At 61.4% G+C, this 18,775-nt stretch carries 17 protein-coding genes; 10 read left to right on the top strand and 7 right to left on the bottom strand.

The features are described 5' to 3' along the window. Positions 1 to 3 precede the first annotated feature (3 nt). From BHD08_RS06460 to BHD08_RS06435, 6 genes are all read left to right on the top strand, one after another. A complete protein-coding gene (locus tag BHD08_RS06460; protein WP_125021211.1) occupies positions 4 to 1,026 on the top strand; it encodes an alpha-ketoacid dehydrogenase subunit beta in 1,023 nt (340 codons plus the stop codon). A 5-nt stretch (positions 1,027 to 1,031) separates the two neighbouring features. Next, positions 1,032 to 1,265, top strand: coding sequence for a lipoyl domain-containing protein (locus BHD08_RS06455; RefSeq protein ID WP_023444395.1), 234 nt, complete (start codon positions 1,032 to 1,034; stop codon positions 1,263 to 1,265). A gap of 2 nt (positions 1,266 to 1,267) precedes the next feature. Continuing rightward, entirely contained in the window at positions 1,268 to 1,969 is a 702-nt protein-coding gene (locus BHD08_RS06450; RefSeq protein ID WP_125021210.1) for a 2-oxo acid dehydrogenase subunit E2, read from the top strand. After that, positions 1,966 to 2,733 carry a lipoate--protein ligase A gene (locus tag BHD08_RS06445; protein ID WP_015276288.1) on the top strand — a complete coding sequence of 256 codons (768 nt, stop codon included), beginning with the start codon at positions 1,966 to 1,968 and terminating at the stop codon, positions 2,731 to 2,733. Before BHD08_RS06450 ends, BHD08_RS06445 begins: the two co-directional genes overlap by 4 nt. 381 nt (positions 2,734 to 3,114) lie before the next feature. Then, the gene (locus tag BHD08_RS06440; protein WP_125021209.1) at positions 3,115 to 5,247 is read left to right on the top strand and encodes a PQQ-dependent dehydrogenase, methanol/ethanol family; all 2,133 of its coding nucleotides are present in this window, start codon (positions 3,115 to 3,117) and stop codon (positions 5,245 to 5,247) included. Positions 5,248 to 5,416: 169 nt separating this feature from the next. Further along, positions 5,417 to 6,685: a carbohydrate porin gene (locus BHD08_RS06435; protein ID WP_125021208.1), complete on the top strand. Its 1,269-nt coding sequence runs from the start codon at positions 5,417 to 5,419 to the stop codon at positions 6,683 to 6,685. Positions 6,686 to 6,746: 61 nt separating this feature from the next. On the opposite strand, the gene BHD08_RS06430 is transcribed toward BHD08_RS06435, so the two are convergent. Together BHD08_RS06430 and BHD08_RS06425 are read right to left on the bottom strand one after the other, a co-directional pair. Beyond that, a complete protein-coding gene (locus BHD08_RS06430; RefSeq protein WP_125021207.1) occupies positions 6,747 to 7,334 on the bottom strand; it encodes a glutathione S-transferase family protein in 588 nt (195 codons plus the stop codon). Then, positions 7,331 to 7,759 carry a VOC family protein gene (locus BHD08_RS06425; RefSeq protein ID WP_125021206.1) on the bottom strand — a complete coding sequence of 143 codons (429 nt, stop codon included), beginning with the start codon at positions 7,757 to 7,759 and terminating at the stop codon, positions 7,331 to 7,333. Before BHD08_RS06425 ends, BHD08_RS06430 begins: the two co-directional genes overlap by 4 nt. Positions 7,760 to 7,872: 113 nt before the next feature. Here BHD08_RS06425 and BHD08_RS06420 point away from each other — a divergent pair, with 113 nt between their 5' ends. Then, positions 7,873 to 8,769, top strand: a complete 897-nt coding sequence (locus BHD08_RS06420) for a LysR family transcriptional regulator (RefSeq protein WP_125021205.1) — start codon at positions 7,873 to 7,875, stop codon at positions 8,767 to 8,769. A 103-nt stretch (positions 8,770 to 8,872) separates the two neighbouring features. Here BHD08_RS06420 and BHD08_RS06415 read toward each other — a convergent pair whose 3' ends face one another. Together BHD08_RS06415 and BHD08_RS23155 are read right to left on the bottom strand one after the other, a co-directional pair. Further along, a complete protein-coding gene (locus tag BHD08_RS06415) occupies positions 8,873 to 9,880 on the bottom strand; it encodes a DUF262 domain-containing protein (RefSeq protein WP_125021204.1) in 1,008 nt (335 codons plus the stop codon). Then, positions 9,880 to 10,755 carry a hypothetical protein gene (locus BHD08_RS23155; RefSeq protein WP_256678599.1) on the bottom strand — a complete coding sequence of 292 codons (876 nt, stop codon included), beginning with the start codon at positions 10,753 to 10,755 and terminating at the stop codon, positions 9,880 to 9,882. The genes BHD08_RS06415 and BHD08_RS23155 overlap by 1 nt, the downstream gene beginning before the upstream one ends. Here BHD08_RS23155 and BHD08_RS06405 point away from each other — a divergent pair. After that, the gene (locus tag BHD08_RS06405; RefSeq protein ID WP_106158052.1) at positions 10,754 to 11,146 is read left to right on the top strand and encodes a VOC family protein; all 393 of its coding nucleotides are present in this window, start codon (positions 10,754 to 10,756) and stop codon (positions 11,144 to 11,146) included. The genes BHD08_RS23155 and BHD08_RS06405 overlap by 2 nt on opposite strands. Positions 11,147 to 11,277: 131 nt before the next feature. On the opposite strand, the gene ggt is transcribed toward BHD08_RS06405, so the two are convergent. The 3 genes from ggt to BHD08_RS06390 all read right to left on the bottom strand — a co-directional run bounded on the left by ggt (position 11,278) and on the right by BHD08_RS06390 (position 15,153). Beyond that, positions 11,278 to 12,951: a gamma-glutamyltransferase gene (gene ggt / locus BHD08_RS06400; RefSeq protein ID WP_125021203.1), complete on the bottom strand. Its 1,674-nt coding sequence runs from the start codon at positions 12,949 to 12,951 to the stop codon at positions 11,278 to 11,280. A gap of 178 nt (positions 12,952 to 13,129) precedes the next feature. After that, a complete protein-coding gene (locus tag BHD08_RS06395; protein WP_125021202.1) occupies positions 13,130 to 13,831 on the bottom strand; it encodes an SDR family NAD(P)-dependent oxidoreductase in 702 nt (233 codons plus the stop codon). 14 nt (positions 13,832 to 13,845) lie between these two features. Continuing rightward, complete coding sequence (locus tag BHD08_RS06390) at positions 13,846 to 15,153, bottom strand: AarF/ABC1/UbiB kinase family protein (protein WP_125021201.1); 1,308 nt, start codon at positions 15,151 to 15,153, stop codon at positions 13,846 to 13,848. A 424-nt stretch (positions 15,154 to 15,577) separates the two neighbouring features. On the opposite strand from BHD08_RS06390, the gene BHD08_RS06385 reads away from it, so the two are divergent. Together BHD08_RS06385 and BHD08_RS06380 are read left to right on the top strand one after the other, a co-directional pair. Next, positions 15,578 to 17,104: an ATPase domain-containing protein gene (locus BHD08_RS06385; protein ID WP_125021200.1), complete on the top strand. Its 1,527-nt coding sequence runs from the start codon at positions 15,578 to 15,580 to the stop codon at positions 17,102 to 17,104. Beyond that, entirely contained in the window at positions 17,088 to 18,773 is a 1,686-nt protein-coding gene (locus tag BHD08_RS06380; RefSeq protein ID WP_177412642.1) for an ATP-binding protein, read from the top strand. The genes BHD08_RS06385 and BHD08_RS06380 overlap by 17 nt, the downstream gene beginning before the upstream one ends. Positions 18,774 to 18,775 lie beyond the last annotated feature (2 nt).

Raw genomic sequence — 18,775 nt, 5'->3', positions numbered from 1 at the left:
CCCATGACCACAGCAGTAAAAGAAAGAAAGCTCACCGTCGCCCGCGCCATGGCCGAAGCCGTGGCGCAGGAGATGCGCCTGGACCCGAAGGTGTTCGTGATGGGCGAGGACATCGGCCAGCTCGGCGGCGTATTCGGCAACACCCGCGGGCTGTATGACGAGTTCGGCAAGACGCGCATCCGCGACACGCCGATTTCCGAGACCGCCTTTATCGGCGCTGCGGTGGGCGCCGCCTCGGACGGCATGCGGCCGATCGTCGAGCTGATGTTCGTCGACTTTTTCGGTGTCTGCATGGACGCCATCTACAACCTGATGGCCAAGAACACCTACTTCTCCGGCGGCAAGGTGCCGGTGCCGATGGTGCTGATGGCCTCCACCGGCGCCGGCTACTCGGACGCCGCCCAGCACTCGCAATGCCTCTACGGCACCTTCGCCCACCTGCCGGGCATGAAGGTGGTGGTGCCGAGCAACGCCTACGACGCCAAGGGTCTGATGACCGCGGCGATCCGCGACGAAAACCCGGTGGTCTACCTCTTCCACAAGTCGCTGCAGGGCATGGGCTGGCTGGGCACCGAGAAAGGCGCCACGGTGCCGGTGCCGGAAGAGCCCTACATCGTCGAGATCGGCAAGGCCAAGACCGTACGCGAGGGTCGCGACGTCAGCCTGGTCAGCCTCGGCGCCGGCGTGCACCACGCCCTGCGCGCCGCCGCGCAGCTGGAGAAGGACGGCGTCAGCGCCGAGGTCATCGACCTGCGCAGCCTGGTGCCGCTGGACCGCGAGCACGTCATCTCTTCGGTACGCAAAACCGGCCGGCTGATTGTCATCGACGAGGACTATCACAGCTTCGGCGTCAGCGGCGAAATCATCGCCAGCGTCGTCGAGCACGACATCGGCATGCTCAAGGCGCGCCCGCAGCGGGTGGCCTTCCCCGACATCCCCATCCCCTTCACCCCGGTCATGGAGCAATGGGCCCTGCCCAACGCCGACAAGATCGTGGCCGCCTACCACGCCATGCATAAGGAATGACGTTTATGAGTACCCCCATCGTGATTGCAGACGACCTCTGGGAAGGCGACGCCGAAGCGGTGATCACCTCCTGGCTGGTCAGCGACGGCGCCGAAGTGGCCGCCGGTGACCTGGTCGCCGAGGTCATGTCGGAAAAGGCCCAGTTCGAGATTGAAGCGCCGGCTGCCGGCGTGCTGAAGATCATCGAGGAAGAAGACGCGGTGATCGCCAAGGGTGCGGTCATCGGCCAGGTGGAATAGCCATGACTCGACTGGAGATCCTGCCCGAGCGCGCGCCCGAACGGGTGCCGCTCAAGGGTATGCGCAAGATGATCGCGGCGAAGATGCACGAAAGCCTGCAGACCACCGCGCAGCTGACTCACCACAGCGAATGCCGGCTGGATGCGCTGAAAACCCGTCGCGCCGAACTGAAGGCCGAGGGCAGCGCGGTGTCCGTGCAGGACCTGTTGCTGCTCAAGGTGATCGAGACGCTCAAGGCCCATCCCGGGCTCAATGCCACGCTCGAGGACGAGGTGATCCACCAGCACGCGGCGGTGCACCTGGGTCTCGCCATTCCGCTTCCGGGCGATCTGCTGGTCGCCCCGGCGCTGTTCGACGCCGAGCAGCTGGACGGCGAAAGCCTGTGCCAGGCGCGCAAGGCGCTGGTGGACAAGGCCCTGGCCGGCAAGCTGTCGGTCAAGGAACTGACCGGCGCCACCTTTACCGTGTCCAATCTGGGGCTGTCGCGGGTGCACCACTTCACGCCGATCCTCAACCCGCCGCAGGTGGCGATCCTGGGTGTCGGCGGCCTTCAGCGGCGGCTGGAACTCGGGTCCAGCGGCGAACTGGTGGAAGTCGAGTGGATGGGCCTGTCGCTGACCTTCGACCATCGCGCCGTCAACGGCTCGCCCGCGGCGGAGTTTCTCGATGATCTGTGCCGGCGTATCGAGGAGTACGCGGCATGAACGGAATCGCCCGGTTCAGCGTGGGCGCCGGCCTGAATGCCGAGCGGGCCTTGTTGCAGCGCGTCTGCGACGGCCTGTTCGACTGCCAGCTGCTGCTCTGGCGCCCCACCGGTCAGGCGCTGGTGATGCCCGGCAGCTTCGAGCGCCGGCCCGGTTTCGCCCTGGCCAGCCAACGCTGCGCGGCGCAGGGCTGGCCGATCCTGCTGCGCGACACTGGCGGCGAGCCGGTGCCGCAATCCTCTGCCGTGCTCAATATCGCCCTGGCCTGCGCGCTGCCTAGCGGCGACGAGGTCGGCAAGCGCATCGACATCGCCTATGAACGGCTGCTCGAACCCCTGGCGCTGTGGCTGGCGGAGAACGGCCTCAAGGCCGGTGTAGGCGCGGTGCCGGGTGCATTTTGCGACGGCCGCTTCAACCTCACCCTGGAGGGCCGCAAGCTGGCCGGCACCGCCCAGCGCTGGCGGCGCAGCCGTGACGGTCGCCCGGTGGTGCTGGCGCATGCCGCGCTGCTGATCGAGGACTGGCGCGAGCCGATGGCCGACGTGGTGAACCGCTTCTATCACGCCTGCGCCAGCGACCTGCGCTGCCAGGCCGAAAGCCATCTGGCGCTCGCCGAGCGGCTGGCCGATGCCTGGGCCACCGCCACATCCCTGCCCGAATGCTATCAGCGCGTCCTCGCCTGGCAGGGCCTGGAACTCGGCGCCCGCGCCAGCACTTATCCGCCCGAAGGCCTCGCCGCCGGACGGCACTCCCCCTTGCTTTGAATAACAACAACACGGCAGGCCATTCGGCCCGCCATGCATCGGAGGAAACACCATGAGGTATCCCACCCCTTCCCCGCCCCAAGGCAGCAGCACCCTGTTAGGACGACGTACTGCGACTCTTTGCGGAGCGTTACCGCAGCGACGCTACCGTCATTAGCGCACGCAACCCAAACGCAACAAAACCGGATTTCTAGTTATAGACGTTTAAATAACTAATCCAAAAAACAGTGACATATGCACACCCATGTTGCTCGCCATTACAGCGCGCAGCAGTGGAAGCCGCTTTGCCAATAAAACAAATATCAGAAAAGTTTTAACAGCGGATGCTCGTTTGAGGCGTGCCTGAAGCGAGAAAAAACCCTAAACAAGGAAATAATAAAAATGAACTTCAAACAGTCAAACCTAAGGGTTCAAATGATCATGGCGGCCTCGCTTCTTGCGATCACGCCACTGCACGCATCAGACAGAGTCATTACGGACAAGGAATTGTCTGACGAGTCGAATACTACTGATTGGCTGGCTTACGGACGAACACACTCCGAACAGCGATTCAGCCCTCTCAAAGACATCAACGTAGAGAACGTCAGCGGGCTCAAGCCTGAATGGTACGCGCCGCTGCCGGATCGCTCCGATATCGTCGGAACACCTTTGGTTGTCGATGGCGTCATGTATTACGTTGGTGAAATGAACAGAACACGTGCGTTCGATGCTCGCACGGGCAAGATGCTTTGGGAATACGATCCACAAGTTTCCAAAGAGATCGTCGACAACAACATGAAGAAGGTCTTCTGGAAGCATAACCGCGGCCTTTCAACCTATGGCGACAAGCTATTCATCACGACCTGGGACGGCCGCCTGATTGCGATTACCCGAAAAGACGGCAAGGAAGTCTGGCAGACCCGAACATTCGATCACGACCAGCCGTTGAACATTACCGGCCATCCCAAGGCCTTCGACGGGAAAGTATTCGTAGGTAATGGCGGTACGGAACTTGGTCCGATGCGCGGTTATGTAACCGCTTACGATACTGAGACAGGCAAACAGGTCTGGCGCTTTTATATCGTCCCTGGCAACCCTGCCGATGGCTTCGAGGATGCCGCTCAGGAAATGGCGGCCAAGACCTGGACTGGCCGCTGGTGGGAAAACGGCGGCGGCGGCAATGCCTGGCATGGCTGGACTTACGACGAGAAATACAACCAGCTCATCTTCGGTACCGGTAACGGTGGGCCATGGAATATCAAGGTGCGTAGCCCGGACGGCGGCGACAACCTGTTTCTGTGTTCGGTCGTGGCTGTAGATGCGGATACGGGCGAATACAAATGGCATGTCCAGACTGCACCAGGCGACACTTGGGACTACAACTCGAACATGGACATCGTGCTGGCCGATCTGAAAATCGATGGCAAGGATGTTGATGCGGTATTGCATGCGCCGAAGAACGGCTTCTTCTATACGATCGACCGCTCGAACGGCAAGGTACTGTCTGCTGAAAAATTCGCAGACGCCAACTGGTCAACCAAGTACGACCTGAAAGAGCAGCGCCATATTGTTGCGGACGATGCCCGGTATCCCGATGGCGAGAAGAATATCTATCCGTCGGCATTCGGCGCTCACTCGTGGCATGCAATGTCCTATAACCCCGAGTTGAATCTTGCCTTTATCCCCACCAACCATTTAGGCAACACCTTCAAGGACGACGGCAAGAAAACCAAGCCTGGCCACAAGATGGCAAGCCACAAACTTTACCTGGGGCTGACCGGTTGGGAACTGACCAAGGACCCACATGAGTCACGCGGTTCCCTGCAGGCCTGGGATCCGGTCAGGAACAAGCGCGTGTGGCAAGTAAACCAGAAGAGCCCATGGGGTGGCGGAACCTTGACCACGGCCGGCAACCTGGTTTTTCAGGGCCAGCCTGATGGCATGTTGAAAGCCTACGATGCCCGCACTGGTGACGAGCTTTGGTCCTATGACGTGGGCCTCGGCATCTCTGCGCCACCGATTACCTACAAGCTGGATGGCAAGCAGATGGTTTCCCTGCTGGTGGGTCCTGGTGGTGCATTGGCCTCCAACTTCGGCGGCTCCGGGGAACTGGGATTTGAAAGTCACGGCTGGAAATATGGTGTGCACGAACGCCGCATCATGACGTTCTCGCTAGATGGAAAAGCGGTTGTTCCAGAACAGCCTGCACCGCAACTTGCCAAGCCAATTATTGATGAGAAGTTCGAGGTCGACGCCAAAAAGGCAGAGGCCGGCGCGGGTGTCTTTGCGGAAAACCTCTGTGTTGGCTGTCATGGCGCCGGAGCTGTTGCGGGTATGAAAGCACCCGATCTGCGGGAGTCGCCGATATTGCTCAAAGGCAGTGAGAAAGCGTTTGAGAGTGTTGTGCGCGGTGGCGCGTTACTTGCCAACGGCATGCCCAAGTTTCCAGATTTGACAGATGCAGAGCTGGAAAGCATTCGCCATTTTGTTCGTCGGCAAGCGCGCGATGGTGCGAAGTCTGGCGGCGGACATTAAGCCGGCCACGTTCAATCGCCAACCACACCGTTGAACCGGTAACGCCTACGAGAGATGTAGCCAGGCGTTACCAATGAGCAGAAACGCACGCGAATATCGTTCATGTAACTGGCCTTCCAACTAACGATATTCGCTGCACCCGCACCGTTACATCCGAAGGATCAGAACAATGACAACAAGCCTGCGCTTCGGCAGCGGCGTTCTCGCCGCCTGCCTGTTCACTTCTGCCCACGCGGCCGAGTATTCACCCGATCAGTTCCTCTTCGGCGACTGGAACGGCAGCCGCACCCGCCTGCATGAGGCCGGCGTCGACCTGCAGATCACCTACGTCAACGAACTGGCCTGGAATACCCAGGGCGGCGATGACCACACCGGCACCTACTCCGATCAGCTGATGTTCGATGCCGCGCTGGACCTGGAGAAACTGCTCGGGTGGTCCGGCGCCGGTTTCCGCTTCAGCGTGGTCAACCGCAACGGCGAGAACCTCAACGCCGAGGCCGATCTCGGCGTCCTGCTGCAACCCCAGGAAATTCACGGCTACGGCAGCGTCACCCGACTGGTGCAGTTCTACTACCAGCAAGCACTGCTGGACGACCGCCTGCTGGTCAAGCTCGGCCGCCTGCCCATGAGCGGCGAGATCTACCCCTTCGCCTGCCCGTTCCAGAATCTCGGCTTCTGCGGCACCGTGCCCGGCTACATCACGCCCAACTGGTACACCTGGCCGATTAGCCAGTGGGGCGCCACCGCGCGTTACCAGCTGGATCAAGAATGGTCGCTGCAGACCGCGCTTTATCAGGTCAATCCGCGTTTCACCGAGCGCGAGCAGGGCCTGAATTTCGGCAGTCCGTCAGGGACCACCGGCTACCACGCGGTCGCCGAACTGGGCTGGACGCCGACCTTCGCTGGCCAGCCCGGCGCCTACCGTCTGGGCCTCTGGCGCAATACCGGCGACTTCGAGGACATCTACCGTGACGCTGCCGGCCGGCCGATGGCGCTTTCCGGGGCGCCAGCCGCCGAACACGACAAGGCCACTGGCGGCTACCTGATGGCCGAACAACAGCTCTGGCAGAGCAGCGCGGTGGCCGAGCGACGCTTGAAGCTGTTCGCCAATTTCATCCAGTCCGACCCGGACGTGACCTATATCGAGCGCATCTGGCAGGTTGGCGGCATCCTCTCCGCCCCCTTCGCCTCGCGCCCGAATGACGAGCTCGGCCTGGGCATCGGTCGCCTGGAAATCAACGACGACGCCCGCAAGCACCTGCGCGAACAGGGCGAGCCGGTGCCGGACGTGGAATACCCCGCCGAACTCTACTACCGCGTCGCCCTGACGCCGGCCATCTCGCTGACGCCGAACGTCCAGTACTTCCACCGGCCCGGCGGCTTCGACGAGGCGGAGGACGTGGTGGTCGTAGGGCTGAAGACGGTGGTCAGCTTCTGACAACGCAACAAGGGGCGGCCCGGCTTACCGGGTCGCCTGTCGGCAGCGAGCGCCTGCGGATTCAGGGCTTGGGCAGATAACCCGGCAACGCTTCCAGCCGCTCCATCCAGCGGGCGACGTGGCGGTACGGGGTGAGATCCACATCGCCCTCTGGCGCCAGCACCACGTAGGGGTAGACCGCGCAATCGGCGATGGTCGGCCGGTCGATCGCCAGCCAGTCGTGGCGCTGCAGATGATCGTCCAGCAGCTTGAGCACCGCCGGTGCCTTCGCCAGCGCCGCGGCCTTGTCCAGCGGGTAGCCGAACTTCTGCACCAGCCGCGCCGCATTCAGGCTCTGCTGGATCTCGTTCGCAGTGAAGGACAGCCACTGCACGATCTCCGCCTGCCCGCGCGGATTGTCCGGCCACCACGCCAGGCCGCCGTAGGTCCCTGCGAGGTAAACCAGAATGGCCTGCGAGTCGCGGACGATATGCCCGCCATCGTCCAGAATCGGCAACTGCCCCAGCGGGTTCAGCTCGGACAGCGGCGGCTTCTTGTGCGCGCCATTGGCGAAATCCACGGCTACCAGTTCAAGGTCGATATTTGCCAGCGCAGCGAACAGCCGCACCTTGTAGCAGTTGCCGGATGGACCCAGGTCGTACAGTTTCATTGCGCACCTCCTCTGATGAGCTGATTGAATTCGAGAACGTTGCCGTCCGGGTCGCGGATAAACAGCGCGATCCGTCGCGGGCCGATGGGATGCGGTCCCTCGGTGATGACGATGCCCTGCGCCTCGAGCCAATGTTGGAGCGTCCCGAGGTCATCGACGATAAAGGCCGGATGGGTCATGCCGGGCCGCTTGACCGGCGCATCCAGCAGCACGTTGTGCGCATCAGCTGCACGCGCACCGTTGAAGATCAAGTTGATGCGCACGCCGTCCGAGCTGAGCATCTCGTTCGCCTCGAACAGCGGGAAGCTGGCGCTCTCGACGAAGCCCAGCGCCTGGTAGAAGGCCATCGCCCGCGGCCTGTCGCTGACACGAATACCGATGTGATCGTAGGCGAGAATGCGGGCGGGGCTGGCTGATTGATTCATGTGCGAAACTCCAAAAGACCTCAGTCCCTGAAGTGTCAGCCGCCCTGCGGGTTTCACCTATGCCGCGGGCCTGACAACATCTATGCAGCAATCGCACAAATCCCGGGGTGGCAATGGACAAGCTCAAGGCAATGGCCAACTTCGTTCGCATCGTCGACAACGGCAGCCTGAGCTCGGCCGCCGATGCCACCGGGCAGTCCGTGGCGTCGGTGGTGCGCTCACTGGCCGCGCTGGAACGCCACCTCGGCGTGCGCCTGCTGAACCGCAGCACTCGGCGCATGGCGCTGACCGACGAAGGCGCGGAATACCTGGCCTGGAGCCGGCGCATGCTGGCGGACTTCGCCGACATGGAGCAGCGCCTGGAGGCCAGCGACGGCGCCGTCCGCGGTCTGCTGCGCATCACCGCGCCAGTGGAATTCGGCCAGCGTTACGTCGCGCCGTTGGTGAACGAATTTCTCAAGGGACATGCCGAGATCCGGGTGGAGCTGAACCTGAGCGACCAGATCGTCCCGCTGCTCGATGAACGCCTCGACCTCGCCCTGCGCATCGGCCACCTCCCCGACTCGGCAATGGTCGCCCGACAGATCGGCAGCACCCGGCTGGTCACCTGCGCCAGCCCCGACTACCTGAGCACCGCTCCCACCATCGACACCCCCGCAGCACTGGAGGACCACGCCTGCATCCTTTTCGCCGCTCAGGGCCGCCACTGGTACTACCGCCACGGCGACAAAGAGCAGGCTGAAGAAATCACCCCACGCCTGACCTGCAACCAGATCCGCACCGCCAGCCTGGCCTGCGTGAAAGGACTAGGCATCACGCGGCTGATGCACTATCAGGTCGCCGATGAACTGGCTGATGGTCGTCTGGTAAGGGTGCTCAGGGATTACGAACCAAAGGGCCTGCCGATCCAACTCGTCTACCCGCACGCCTTGCAGCTATCGCCAAGGGTGCGGGCATTTGTGGAGTGGGCTTGTCTGAGGTTGGAAAGGGGGTTGCCGGGGTTGGGTTAGGGTGGTGACTGGCTGCTATCGGCCAGAAGCGGCCGCTCGAAGATGCATACGAAACTAAGGAGCGATTCACATATAGGGCGGTGAAACGCCCCATGCCCACGGCTCAAATAGCCTTTCGAAGAAGCTTATTGACCACCTCACCTCGAACTATACGATTGCCTCTGTCATTGCTGGCTTGTAACGCAGCTTTGTAATAGCGCTCTGCATCCACGTCGCTGGTAGAAACTCCTGCCCCTACGAGATCCACAACAGAAAAGAAGTTATCTAGCTCTTGTCGTACTTGGGGAATAGGTAGGACGACCTTGCATTCTATTAAAAGCTTATAAAGCTCGACAAACAACGTGAAAAAGTCTGTTTTTTTGTATATACGAGATTTTGGTGGGAAGTTTAGCCGCTCAACGAATGAAAAGACGACTTCAAAATTCGAAAATATTTCATCTTTTCGCGGCAGTGACTCATTGAACATTTCAAGGTAAGTTTCAACTTCGCTATCTCGATTAAAATATGTGCTCATTACTGTCGCCACAAGACTTGCACAGTACATTGTATCGTTCATGCGCTTTACATCAGTCGACGTAAAGATTCGATGCTCGTCAAAAAATTCATGCTGTGCAATATACTCGGAGAATTTCTTGAATTCACCGCCATATCTAGCGTTATGAATCTCCATTGCATTTAAACCGTAGCTGGTGGAGTTAATGCGCTGGAATACTTGTTTAATTTGCTCGATCGACATGTTGCCTAAATCTCGAACAACGACCTTGTATTCGAGAAATTTTACTTGCTCCTCTTGGCTTAGGTCGTTGTAAGCGGGAAAATTTGCTGGCAGGCGCAGATCCGCAGCCCCTTTGAAGTATTGATATAGGGTCGTGATGCGCTGTTGTCCGTCTACCAACATCTCAGCACCTTCTCCTGTTTTTGTGTCTACATCTCCCGCCGCAATATAAATCTCGGGGAAGGGGTAACCTTCAATAACAGTTCTGATAAACTCTACTTTATCCTTATTTATCCAAACTAATCGTCGCTGGAACTCTGGTTGCGGCAACAATGAACCGTTGCCAATCGCAGTCAATAGTACACGAAGCCGACGATTAGATGCTGAAGTATCCATTAGACTAGTTCCTTGCACTGCTCGATGCAGATTTTTTGATATTCTTCAAAGAAAAAACTTGAATGATATAATCCCGCCCGGATCTTGTATGGTCCATATTGACCACTTCTCGTCAGAGCATTAAAAAAGTCCCACCAGGTTGATGTAAACTGAAAATATTCATTCCGCGGGAGTTTGTCTGGCCTGATCCAACCTTCCGATAGGTACCTGAAAAATTCTCCTGCGTCAGGCCAATACGCCCCACCCTTTTTGAATAAATAGGCTTCTTTCCAAACATTCTCGAACAGCTTTGGTGATACAACTGCAATATCTATGTCTGATTTGTCATTGAACAATTTAAATCTTCTGGCCGGCTTAATGCTGAAGCCTAACTTCCCTGAACCCACCATTATGATTTCATTGTAGCCAACTTGAAAATGCTCACATACTTGTTCTCTTAGCTGGTAGTGCTGAACTGCGCTCAGCACCTGACTCTCAGCTCCCAATATATATTTCCTAAGTATTTGTACACTTGAAAGCTTAGCTAAGTCTTGTTTGAATTCGTCGATCATTTTTACGGTCCGACCTGATTGGAGTGGCTCCACCCATACCGTTGCTCCGTAAGCGAGACCGAAATGCATGTCCGTATGGTGGCTCAGCGCTATCCGTATACCACCACAATCGAAATCATGCACCTCACTCACATCTAAGCTCGTGTGAATCGCCCCGGATATATTCGATAGTGAGCGTCCACTTTTGCCGAAAGCGGCCGCTAATCTTTGGTTGAACATCCAGGCCCGCCACCCAACCCACCATTGCCCGCCCCCTCTTCCTCCCAATGCTAGAGTGCTCGCTCCATAGCCGCACAACTCCAAATCACCTAGCGAGGCCCCCATGCTCAACCATGTAATGGTCGGTTCGAATGATATTGAACGGTCGAAGCGGTTCTACGATGCCGTGCTCGGCGTACTCGGTGCAGGCGAGCCGCTGCGCAATGTGGCGCCGTCCGGGCACACCCGCCTGTTCTACCGCCACGATGGCAGCCTGTTCGGTGTCACCGAGCCCATCAACGGTGAGGAAGCAACCGTCGGCAACGGCGGCACGATTGGTTTCAAGTGCAACTCGGCCGAGCAGGTCAAGGCCTTTCACGATGTAGGCGTCGCCCATGGCGGCACCACCTGCGAGGAGCCGCCAGGACTGCGCGAATCCAGCCTCGGCGCGATGCACCTCAGCTACGTGCGCGACCCTGACGGCAACAAGCTGTGCGCCATCTACCGCCCGCAGTAAGCGTCCCGCTCGATGCCGCATAGCCCATGTGCGGCGTTGAAAGCTGAGCCTCATGCGTCGCAGCCCGCTGCGGCGCATGACGCTTCACAAGACCGCAGCGATTCCCTCCGTTTGCTCTCCCCCCTCGCCCATCAGGGTTTAATGACCATCCCGACGCCACGCCCACGCGGGTCTGACCCGGTCTGCAAGCGGGTGCCGTCGACGCGTATCGCCTGGATATCACCCATCAGCCAGCCCTGATCCTCCAGCGTGTAGCCCATGGCTTTCAGCTCGTCGGCGACCTTGCCGGTCAACGGCGCGTGGGCGTCGTAGTAGATGGTGTCCTTCGGCAGCAGCTGATGGTGCACGCGTTGCGCCGCCACGGCTTTTTCCAGCGGCATGTCGAAGTCGTAGACGTTGTTCAGCACCTGGAAGATCGAGGTGAAGATGCGCGAACCGCCCGGCGTACCGAGCACCAGGCTGACCTTGCCGTCGCGCGTGACGATGCTCGGGCTCATGGAGGACAGCATGCGCTTGCCCGGTTCGATGGCGTTGGCGTCGCTGCCGACCACGCCGAAAGCATTGGCGACGCCCGGCTTGGCACTGAAGTCGTCCATCTCGTCGTTGAGCAGGAAGCCGGCGCCCTTGACCACCACACCGCTGCCGTAGTCCAGATTGAGGGTGTAGGTGTTGCTGACTGCATTACCGTCGGCATCGACGATGGAGAAGTGGGTCGTCTGCCGCGGTTCGAGGCCCGGGCGCACCTTCTCGGTCTCCGAGATGGCCGTTGGATTGATCTCGGCCGCACGCTGCTTCAGGTACTCGGGCGATGTCAGCTTCGCGACCGGCACGTCGGAATAGTCCGGGTCGCCTAGGTAGTCGGCACGGTCGGCAAAGACGCGCTTCTCGATCTCGGCCAGCAGGTGGATGTAGCGTGCCGAGTTCAGCTCGACGCCCTTGAAGTCGGCGGCGCGCTGCTGCTTCATGCCGATCAGCTGCGCCAGGGCGATGCCACCGGAGCTGGGCAGTGGCGCGGTGTAGAGGCTGTTGCCCTGCCAGTCGACGCGCATCGGCTCACGCCATTTGACGCGGTAGTCGGCCAGGTCCTCCTTGCTGATCAGCCCGTCGTCACGCTGCATCTGCGCAACCAGCAGCTCAGCGGTCTTACCTTTGTAGAAGTCGTCAGGCCCCTTGTCGGCGATGCGCTCCAGGGTCTCGGCCAGTTCCGGCTGGCGGAAGGTGGAACCCGCCTTCATGGCGCCGAAGTAGTCCTCGAAGTTGGTCGTACCGTTGAACAGCCCGATGGCGTCCTCGCGGTACTGGAACTGCTGGTCAGCCACCGTGAAGCCCTCACGGGCATAGCCGACCGCCGGGGTGATGAGTTCGCTCCAGGGCAACTTGCCGAAGCGCCGGTGCGCCTCCCACATGCCCAACACGGTGCCAGGCACGCCGGACGCCTTGGCGCCAACCAGGCTCAGGTTCTCGATCACCTCGCCCTTGTCGTCGAGGTACATGGTCTTGCTGGCGGCCTTGGGCGCGACCTCCCGGTAGTCCAGAAAGTACGGCTTGCCCTCGATATACAGCGTCATGAAGCCACCACCGCCGATATTGCCCGCCTCGGGGTAGGTGACGGCCAAGGTGAAGGCGGTCGCCACTGCGGCATCCACCGCGTTGCCGCCGGCCTTGAGCACCTGGGCGGCCACCTTGGCGCTGTACTCGTCGGGTGCGGCGACCGCCCCGCCTTCCAGAAGCGCGCCGTGGGCGATGTGGCCCGTGGCGACGATCGCCACGCCAAGGGTCAACCTGCTGATCTGAAGCAAACGCATCGTGCTCATCCTTATTCTTGTGGTCACCGCCGCCCCGCGATGGCTGGGCGGGTATCACCAACATAGACAATAGGGACGAGGCGTAGGTGCGCAGCGGGGCGTTTGCGGGTCACGCGGGATGGCTGTAGCGGTGTCTAGCTGCGCGCTGAACGCCGTTTCCTGCCCGGCAGGCCCGTCGCTACCACGGCAACCCCTCCCCGCTATAGGCATAGAACCCACCACTGGCCTCCGGCCCCAGGCTACCGATCACCCGCAACAAATCCTGCGCTGCGTCGGCTGCTGGCCGGCCGATCTCCGCACCGCGGAATGGTTGTGACAGCCGTGAGTTAACCGTGCCCGGATGCAGCGCCAGCAGCACCGCATTCGGTTGGCTACGGCGCACTTCGATGGAAGCAGTCTTGAGCAGCATGTTCAGCGCGGCCTTGGAGGCGCGGTAGCTGTACCAGCCGCCGAGGCGGTTATCGCCGATGCTGCCGACCTTGGCCGAGAGCATGGCGAGCACGCCGCGCTGACGGTCGAGCAGGCCGCTGAAGTGACGCAGCAGCATGGCCGGGCCGAAGGTGTTGATCTGGAAGGTGGCGAGCAGCTGCGCCTGGTTGAGATCGGCCAGGCGCTTCTCTGGCATGAAGTCGCCACCGTGCAGCACGCCGGCGGCGTTGATGATCAGGTGAAACGGCCCCTGCCCCGCCACGCTGGCCGCGGCCTGTTCGATGCTGGCGGGATCGCTCAGGTCGATTACCGGCTCGGACGAGCGACTCAAGGCGATAACCGACGCGCAGCGCGGATCGCTGCGCAAGGCATCGACCAGCGCGGCGCCGATGCCACCGGATGCGCCGATGACCAGCGCGCGAAACCCTTCGGGGAATGAGTCCAACGGCATAGCGATCTCCAGCTTTAAGGTCGACGAACACCGGCTTCGCCGCGCCAGCGCTCGATATGCTCGGCAAGCAGATCGGCGATGGGCAGGCAGGCGCCGAGCCGGTAGAGGTTCCAGTAATGGCCTTCCAGGGTGCGATTGATCAGCAAGGTGCCGGAGGCCGGTTGCAGACTGCCGAGTGCGGACATCATCAGGGGGAACAGCTCGGACAGCCGTTGATGCAGCGCCGCCTCGCGGAAATCCCATTGCGCGCCGGGTTGCAGCAGCGGATGCAGCATCAGGTGGATGCGCCGGTACAGCCCATGGGGCGGCGCACTGCCCGGCTGGCGACCGCCGAGCATCTGGAAGCCGGACTCCAACGCCTCGCTGGAGCTGCTGCGCAACGCTTCGAATATCTGCACGTAGCCGGCCAGCAAGCGTGGCTCCAGACGCAGCACGCTGCCGAAATCGTAGACCACCAGCTCGCCAGACTCGGTCCAGGCCAGGTTGCCGGGATGCGGATCGGTGTGCAGCCGTTGCAGGCCGAAAGCCTGCTCGGCCAGCCATTCGCAGAGGGTTTCGGCCAGGCGCTGACGCACCTCCGCCGGGGCCTGCTCGACCTCGGCCATGGAGCGGCCCGGCAGATCTTCCAGCACCAGCACACCGGGCCGGCAAAGTTCGCCCGCGGCATAGGGTATGCGGATGCCCGGCCAGCTTTCGAAGTGTTCACGAAAGGCTTCGAGATTGGCGCGCTCTGCGTCGTAGTCGAGCTCCTCGGCGATCGCCCGTTGCAGCTCGATATAGACCGCATCGAGGCGCGCGGGCGGCGTACCGAACAGACGGCCAAGCGGCATCAAGCGGCGCAGCTGGCGCAGATCGGCATCGCAGATGGCGCGGATGCCGGGGTACTGGACCTTCATGATCAGCGCCCGGCCCTGGCGATCCCGGGCGCGATGAACCTGACCCAGTGAGGCGGCCGCCGATGGCTCCGGGTCGATGGATTCGAACAGTTCGTAGAGCTTGCCGTCGTAGACGCGCTGCAGATTGGCTTGCAGTGCGTCGAACGGCAGCGAGGGCACCTGGTTCTGCAAACGCGCCAACGCGGCGCTGATCGGATCAGGCAGCAGGTCCTGCCATTGCGAGGCCTGCTGACCGAGCTTCAGCACCGGGCCTTTCATCTGCCCCAGCGCATCACCGAGCAGTTCGCCGACCGGTACCCAGTCGATACCTGCCTTGCCCGGCGTGATGCGCTGCACCAGCAGGTTGCCGGCAATGCGCGCGCCGGTGCCGCCCAGTTGCAGAAAGCGGCCTAGCGCCGAAGCCGATGGACGAGAGAATCGAGACATGCAGGCGACCCGCGAAGGCAAAGGCTGATCATGGGCCAGCCCGCCGTGTGATCCAAGGTGCAATGGTTGCAGTCTGTTGCGCAACCTGGGGTTCAGAGCAGAACCGACACAACAAGCGAAGCGTCGGTTGGAGCGGGTTTGCAGCCAGTCGTTGCAGCTGAATGCAGTGTCCGCTCCGGCGTGGCGGGTTGGCGTATTTGGAACGGGCAGCAAGCCGGAGAGTCGGATTAAATGACTGCGCCCCTTGAGAATCGCCCGGCAAACGCGGAATTTTCCGCGTATCGGAAGCCCATCAGACGATGACTCGAGCGGCATCCAGCCCGGCCTGTCCGCAGGCGAGAACGGGCGTGTTCCCCCGACCGTTTGACATAAACAATGGCGCGGGAACGAAGTACGCAGCGGAGTCTGCGTTAAGGAGAACGGAATGACCGATTTCACCAATCCTTCCTTCCAACCAGACAATGAAGCCCCACGCATATCAACCGGCAGCGAAGGGCTCGATGACATCCTCGGCGGCGGCCTCGACCCTAACCGCATGTACCTCTATGAAGGCAGCCCGGGCTCGGGCAAGACCACCATCGCCCTGCAGTTTTTGCTCGAAGGTGTACGCCAGGGCGAGCGCGTGCTTTACGTAACCCTGTCGGAAACCAAGGACGAACTGGAACTGGTGGCCAAGCGTCATGGCTGGACGCTCGAGGGCATCGATGTTTTCGAACTGATTTCACCAGAGACCAGCCTCGATCCTGAGCTGGAACTGACCGTACTGCATCCGGCGGAAATGGAGCTGAGCGAAACTACCCAGCAGGTGTTCAACCGTGTCAGCGAAACAAATCCGACGCGGGTGATCTTCGACAGCCTCTCGGAAATGCGCCTGCTGGCGCAAAGCCCGTTGCGCTACCGCCGGCAGGTATTGGCGCTCAAGCACTTCTTTACCACCCGCAACTGCACGGTGATTCTGCTCGACGACCAGACCTCGGAAGTGGGCGACTTGCAACTGCATTCCATCTCACACGGCGTAGTCATGCTGGAGCAGCTGGCCATCGACTACGGGGCCGAGCGCAGGCGCCTGCGCGTGATCAAGATGCGCGGCATTCAGTTCCGCGGCGGCTATCACGACTTCGTGATCCGCAATGGGGGCCTGCAGATCTACCCTCGGCTCATCGCTGCGGAACATCACTCTCGGTTTACCGGTGCGCAGGCCTCCTCCGGCAACGCGGAGCTGGACAAGATGCTCGGCGGCGGGCTGGAGCGCGGCGCCAATGCTCTTCTGGTAGGTGCAGCGGGTGTCGGCAAATCCTCACTGGCATTGAGCTACGCGGTAGCGGCATGCGAGCGCGGCGAGCAGGTGGCTTTCTTCGTCTTCGACGAAAACATCAGCACCCTGCTGGCGCGTGGCCGTGCGCTGGGCGTGCCGATGGAGCCGTGGATCGACAAGGGCCTGCTGCGCCTGCAACAGGTCGACCCTGCCGAGCTGTCCCCCGGCGAGTTCACCGCCGCGGTACGCCAGAGCGTCGAAACGCAGGGTGCCAAGCTGGTGATTCTGGACAGCCTCAACGGCTACCTGCACGCGATGCCTGACGGCAAATTCCTGATCCTGCAGATGCATGAACTGCTCAGCTATCTGGGGCAGAAAGGGGTCGTCAGCATCATGATATTGGCCCAGCATGGTCTGGTCGGGCCGATGGATACCCCAGTGGATATCAGCTACCTCAGCGATGCGGTTATCATGCAGCGCTACTTCGAGCACTCCGGCGTCGTTCGCCGGGCCTTGTCAGTAGTGAAGAAGCGCAGCGGGCGGCATGAAAACACCGTGCGGGAATATCGCCTCAGTAGCGCCGGCCTCCAGGTCGGACCGCCGCTAAAAAACTTCAGCGGCATACTATCGGGCACACCGGAATACACCGGTGATGCGACTCAGCTACTGACAGACGAGCATGACGGCGCCCACTAAGCGAGAAAGCCCCACCGTAATCGTCTATGCCCCCATCGGCCGGGACGGTCCCGCCTCGGCCGAGCTGCTCAGCCGCAGCGGCATGGATGCCGTCGTCTGCCACAGCGTCGATGAAGTCTTGCGCCGCGCTGAAACCGACGCCGATGCGGTCTTCATTGCCGAAGAGGGCCTCTTCGGCCACGACCTCGAAGCGCTGGCCGGCTGGGTCGACCAGCAACCGGCGTGGTCCGATTTCCCGTTCGTCGTCCTTACCAGCAAGCACCAGCAGCCTGCAGTCGCCGCATGGCGTCAGCGCATGGTTGCCGCATTGCGCAACGTCTCGCTGCTTGAGCGCCCGGTACAGAGCATTACCCTGACCAGTGCCCTGAAAACGGCACTGCGCGGGCGGCATCGCCAGTACGAAGTCAGAGCGCTGCTCGAAGCGCGCGAACGTGCGTCCAATCAACTCGAAGCGCTGGTCGTCGAGCGCACCAGCGAGCTGGAAAAGGCCAATCTGGAACTGCGCGCGCAAATGGCCGAGCGCGCGCATATCGAGGAAACCTTGCGCCAGACGCAGAAGATCGAAGCCATCGGCCAGCTTACCGGCGGCATCGCCCACGACTTCAACAACCTGCTCATGGTCATCACTGGCGGACTCGACATGCTCGACCGCCGCGCCGATCCTGAGCGTCGCAAGCGCCTGATGGATGGCATGCGCCAGGCCGCGCAGCGCGGGACCGCCCTCACCCGGCAGCTGCTTGCCTTCTCCCGGCGCCAGTCCCTGGCGCCGGAGTCGGTGGATCTGGTGCTGCGCATCGGCCGCATGCGCGAGTTGCTCGACCGCAGCCTGAGCGGCGACGTGCATGTGGAAGTGCAGTTCGAGCTGAATCTCTGGCCGGTCGAAGTGGACCCGGGCGAGCTGGAGCTGGTCATCCTCAACCTGGCGGTGAATGCCCGCGACGCCATGCCCGAAGGCGGCTCGATCCTTATCGAGGCAAGCAATGCACCGGGCGAAGCGGTGCTTGGCATTACCGGCGACTTCGTCCGCCTCACGGTGACCGATTCGGGCACCGGCATTCCGGAGGAAGTTCGCACTCGCGTGTTCGACCCCTTCTTCACCACCAAGGAAATCGGCAAAGGCTCAGGGCTCGGCCTCGCGCAGGTCTACGGCTTCGCCCGGCAATCCGGTGGCACGGTCTGGATCGAGAGTGAATGCGGACGCGGCACCAGCGTGATCATGCTGCTACCGCGCTCTGCGCGTGTCCCCGATCAGCCAGACGGCGAACGGCTTGCCGAAGACGATAGCTCCGATGCCTCAGTCGGAACCGTCCTGCTGGTGGACGACGATGAAGAAGTCGCCGCCCTGGTCGGCGAGATGCTCGAACACCTTGGCTATCGCGTCACCCATGCAGCCAGTGCCGCAAACGCGTTGACTGCGCTACAGAACGGTTGTCGGGTGGATATCGTGTTCTCCGACGTCATGATGCCGGGCGGCATGAATGGCGTTGAGCTGGCCCGCGAAATCCGCACCCGCGACCTCGGCGTCCCCGTGCTGCTTACCAGCGGCTACGCCGAGGCGGCACAGCAATCGGCTGCCGCCGAGGGCGTACACGTATTGGCCAAGCCCTACCGCCTGGAAGAACTGGCAATCTCGTTGCGCACCGCCATTGATGGTGTGGAAATTCACTGATC

It is taken from the genome of Pseudomonas sp. SCT (genome assembly GCF_003864275.1).
Lineage (GTDB): Bacteria > Pseudomonadota > Gammaproteobacteria > Pseudomonadales > Pseudomonadaceae > Stutzerimonas > Stutzerimonas stutzeri_AE.
The sequence above is the reverse complement of the archived record's forward strand: the minus strand, read 5'-3'. Positions and strand labels throughout refer to the sequence as shown.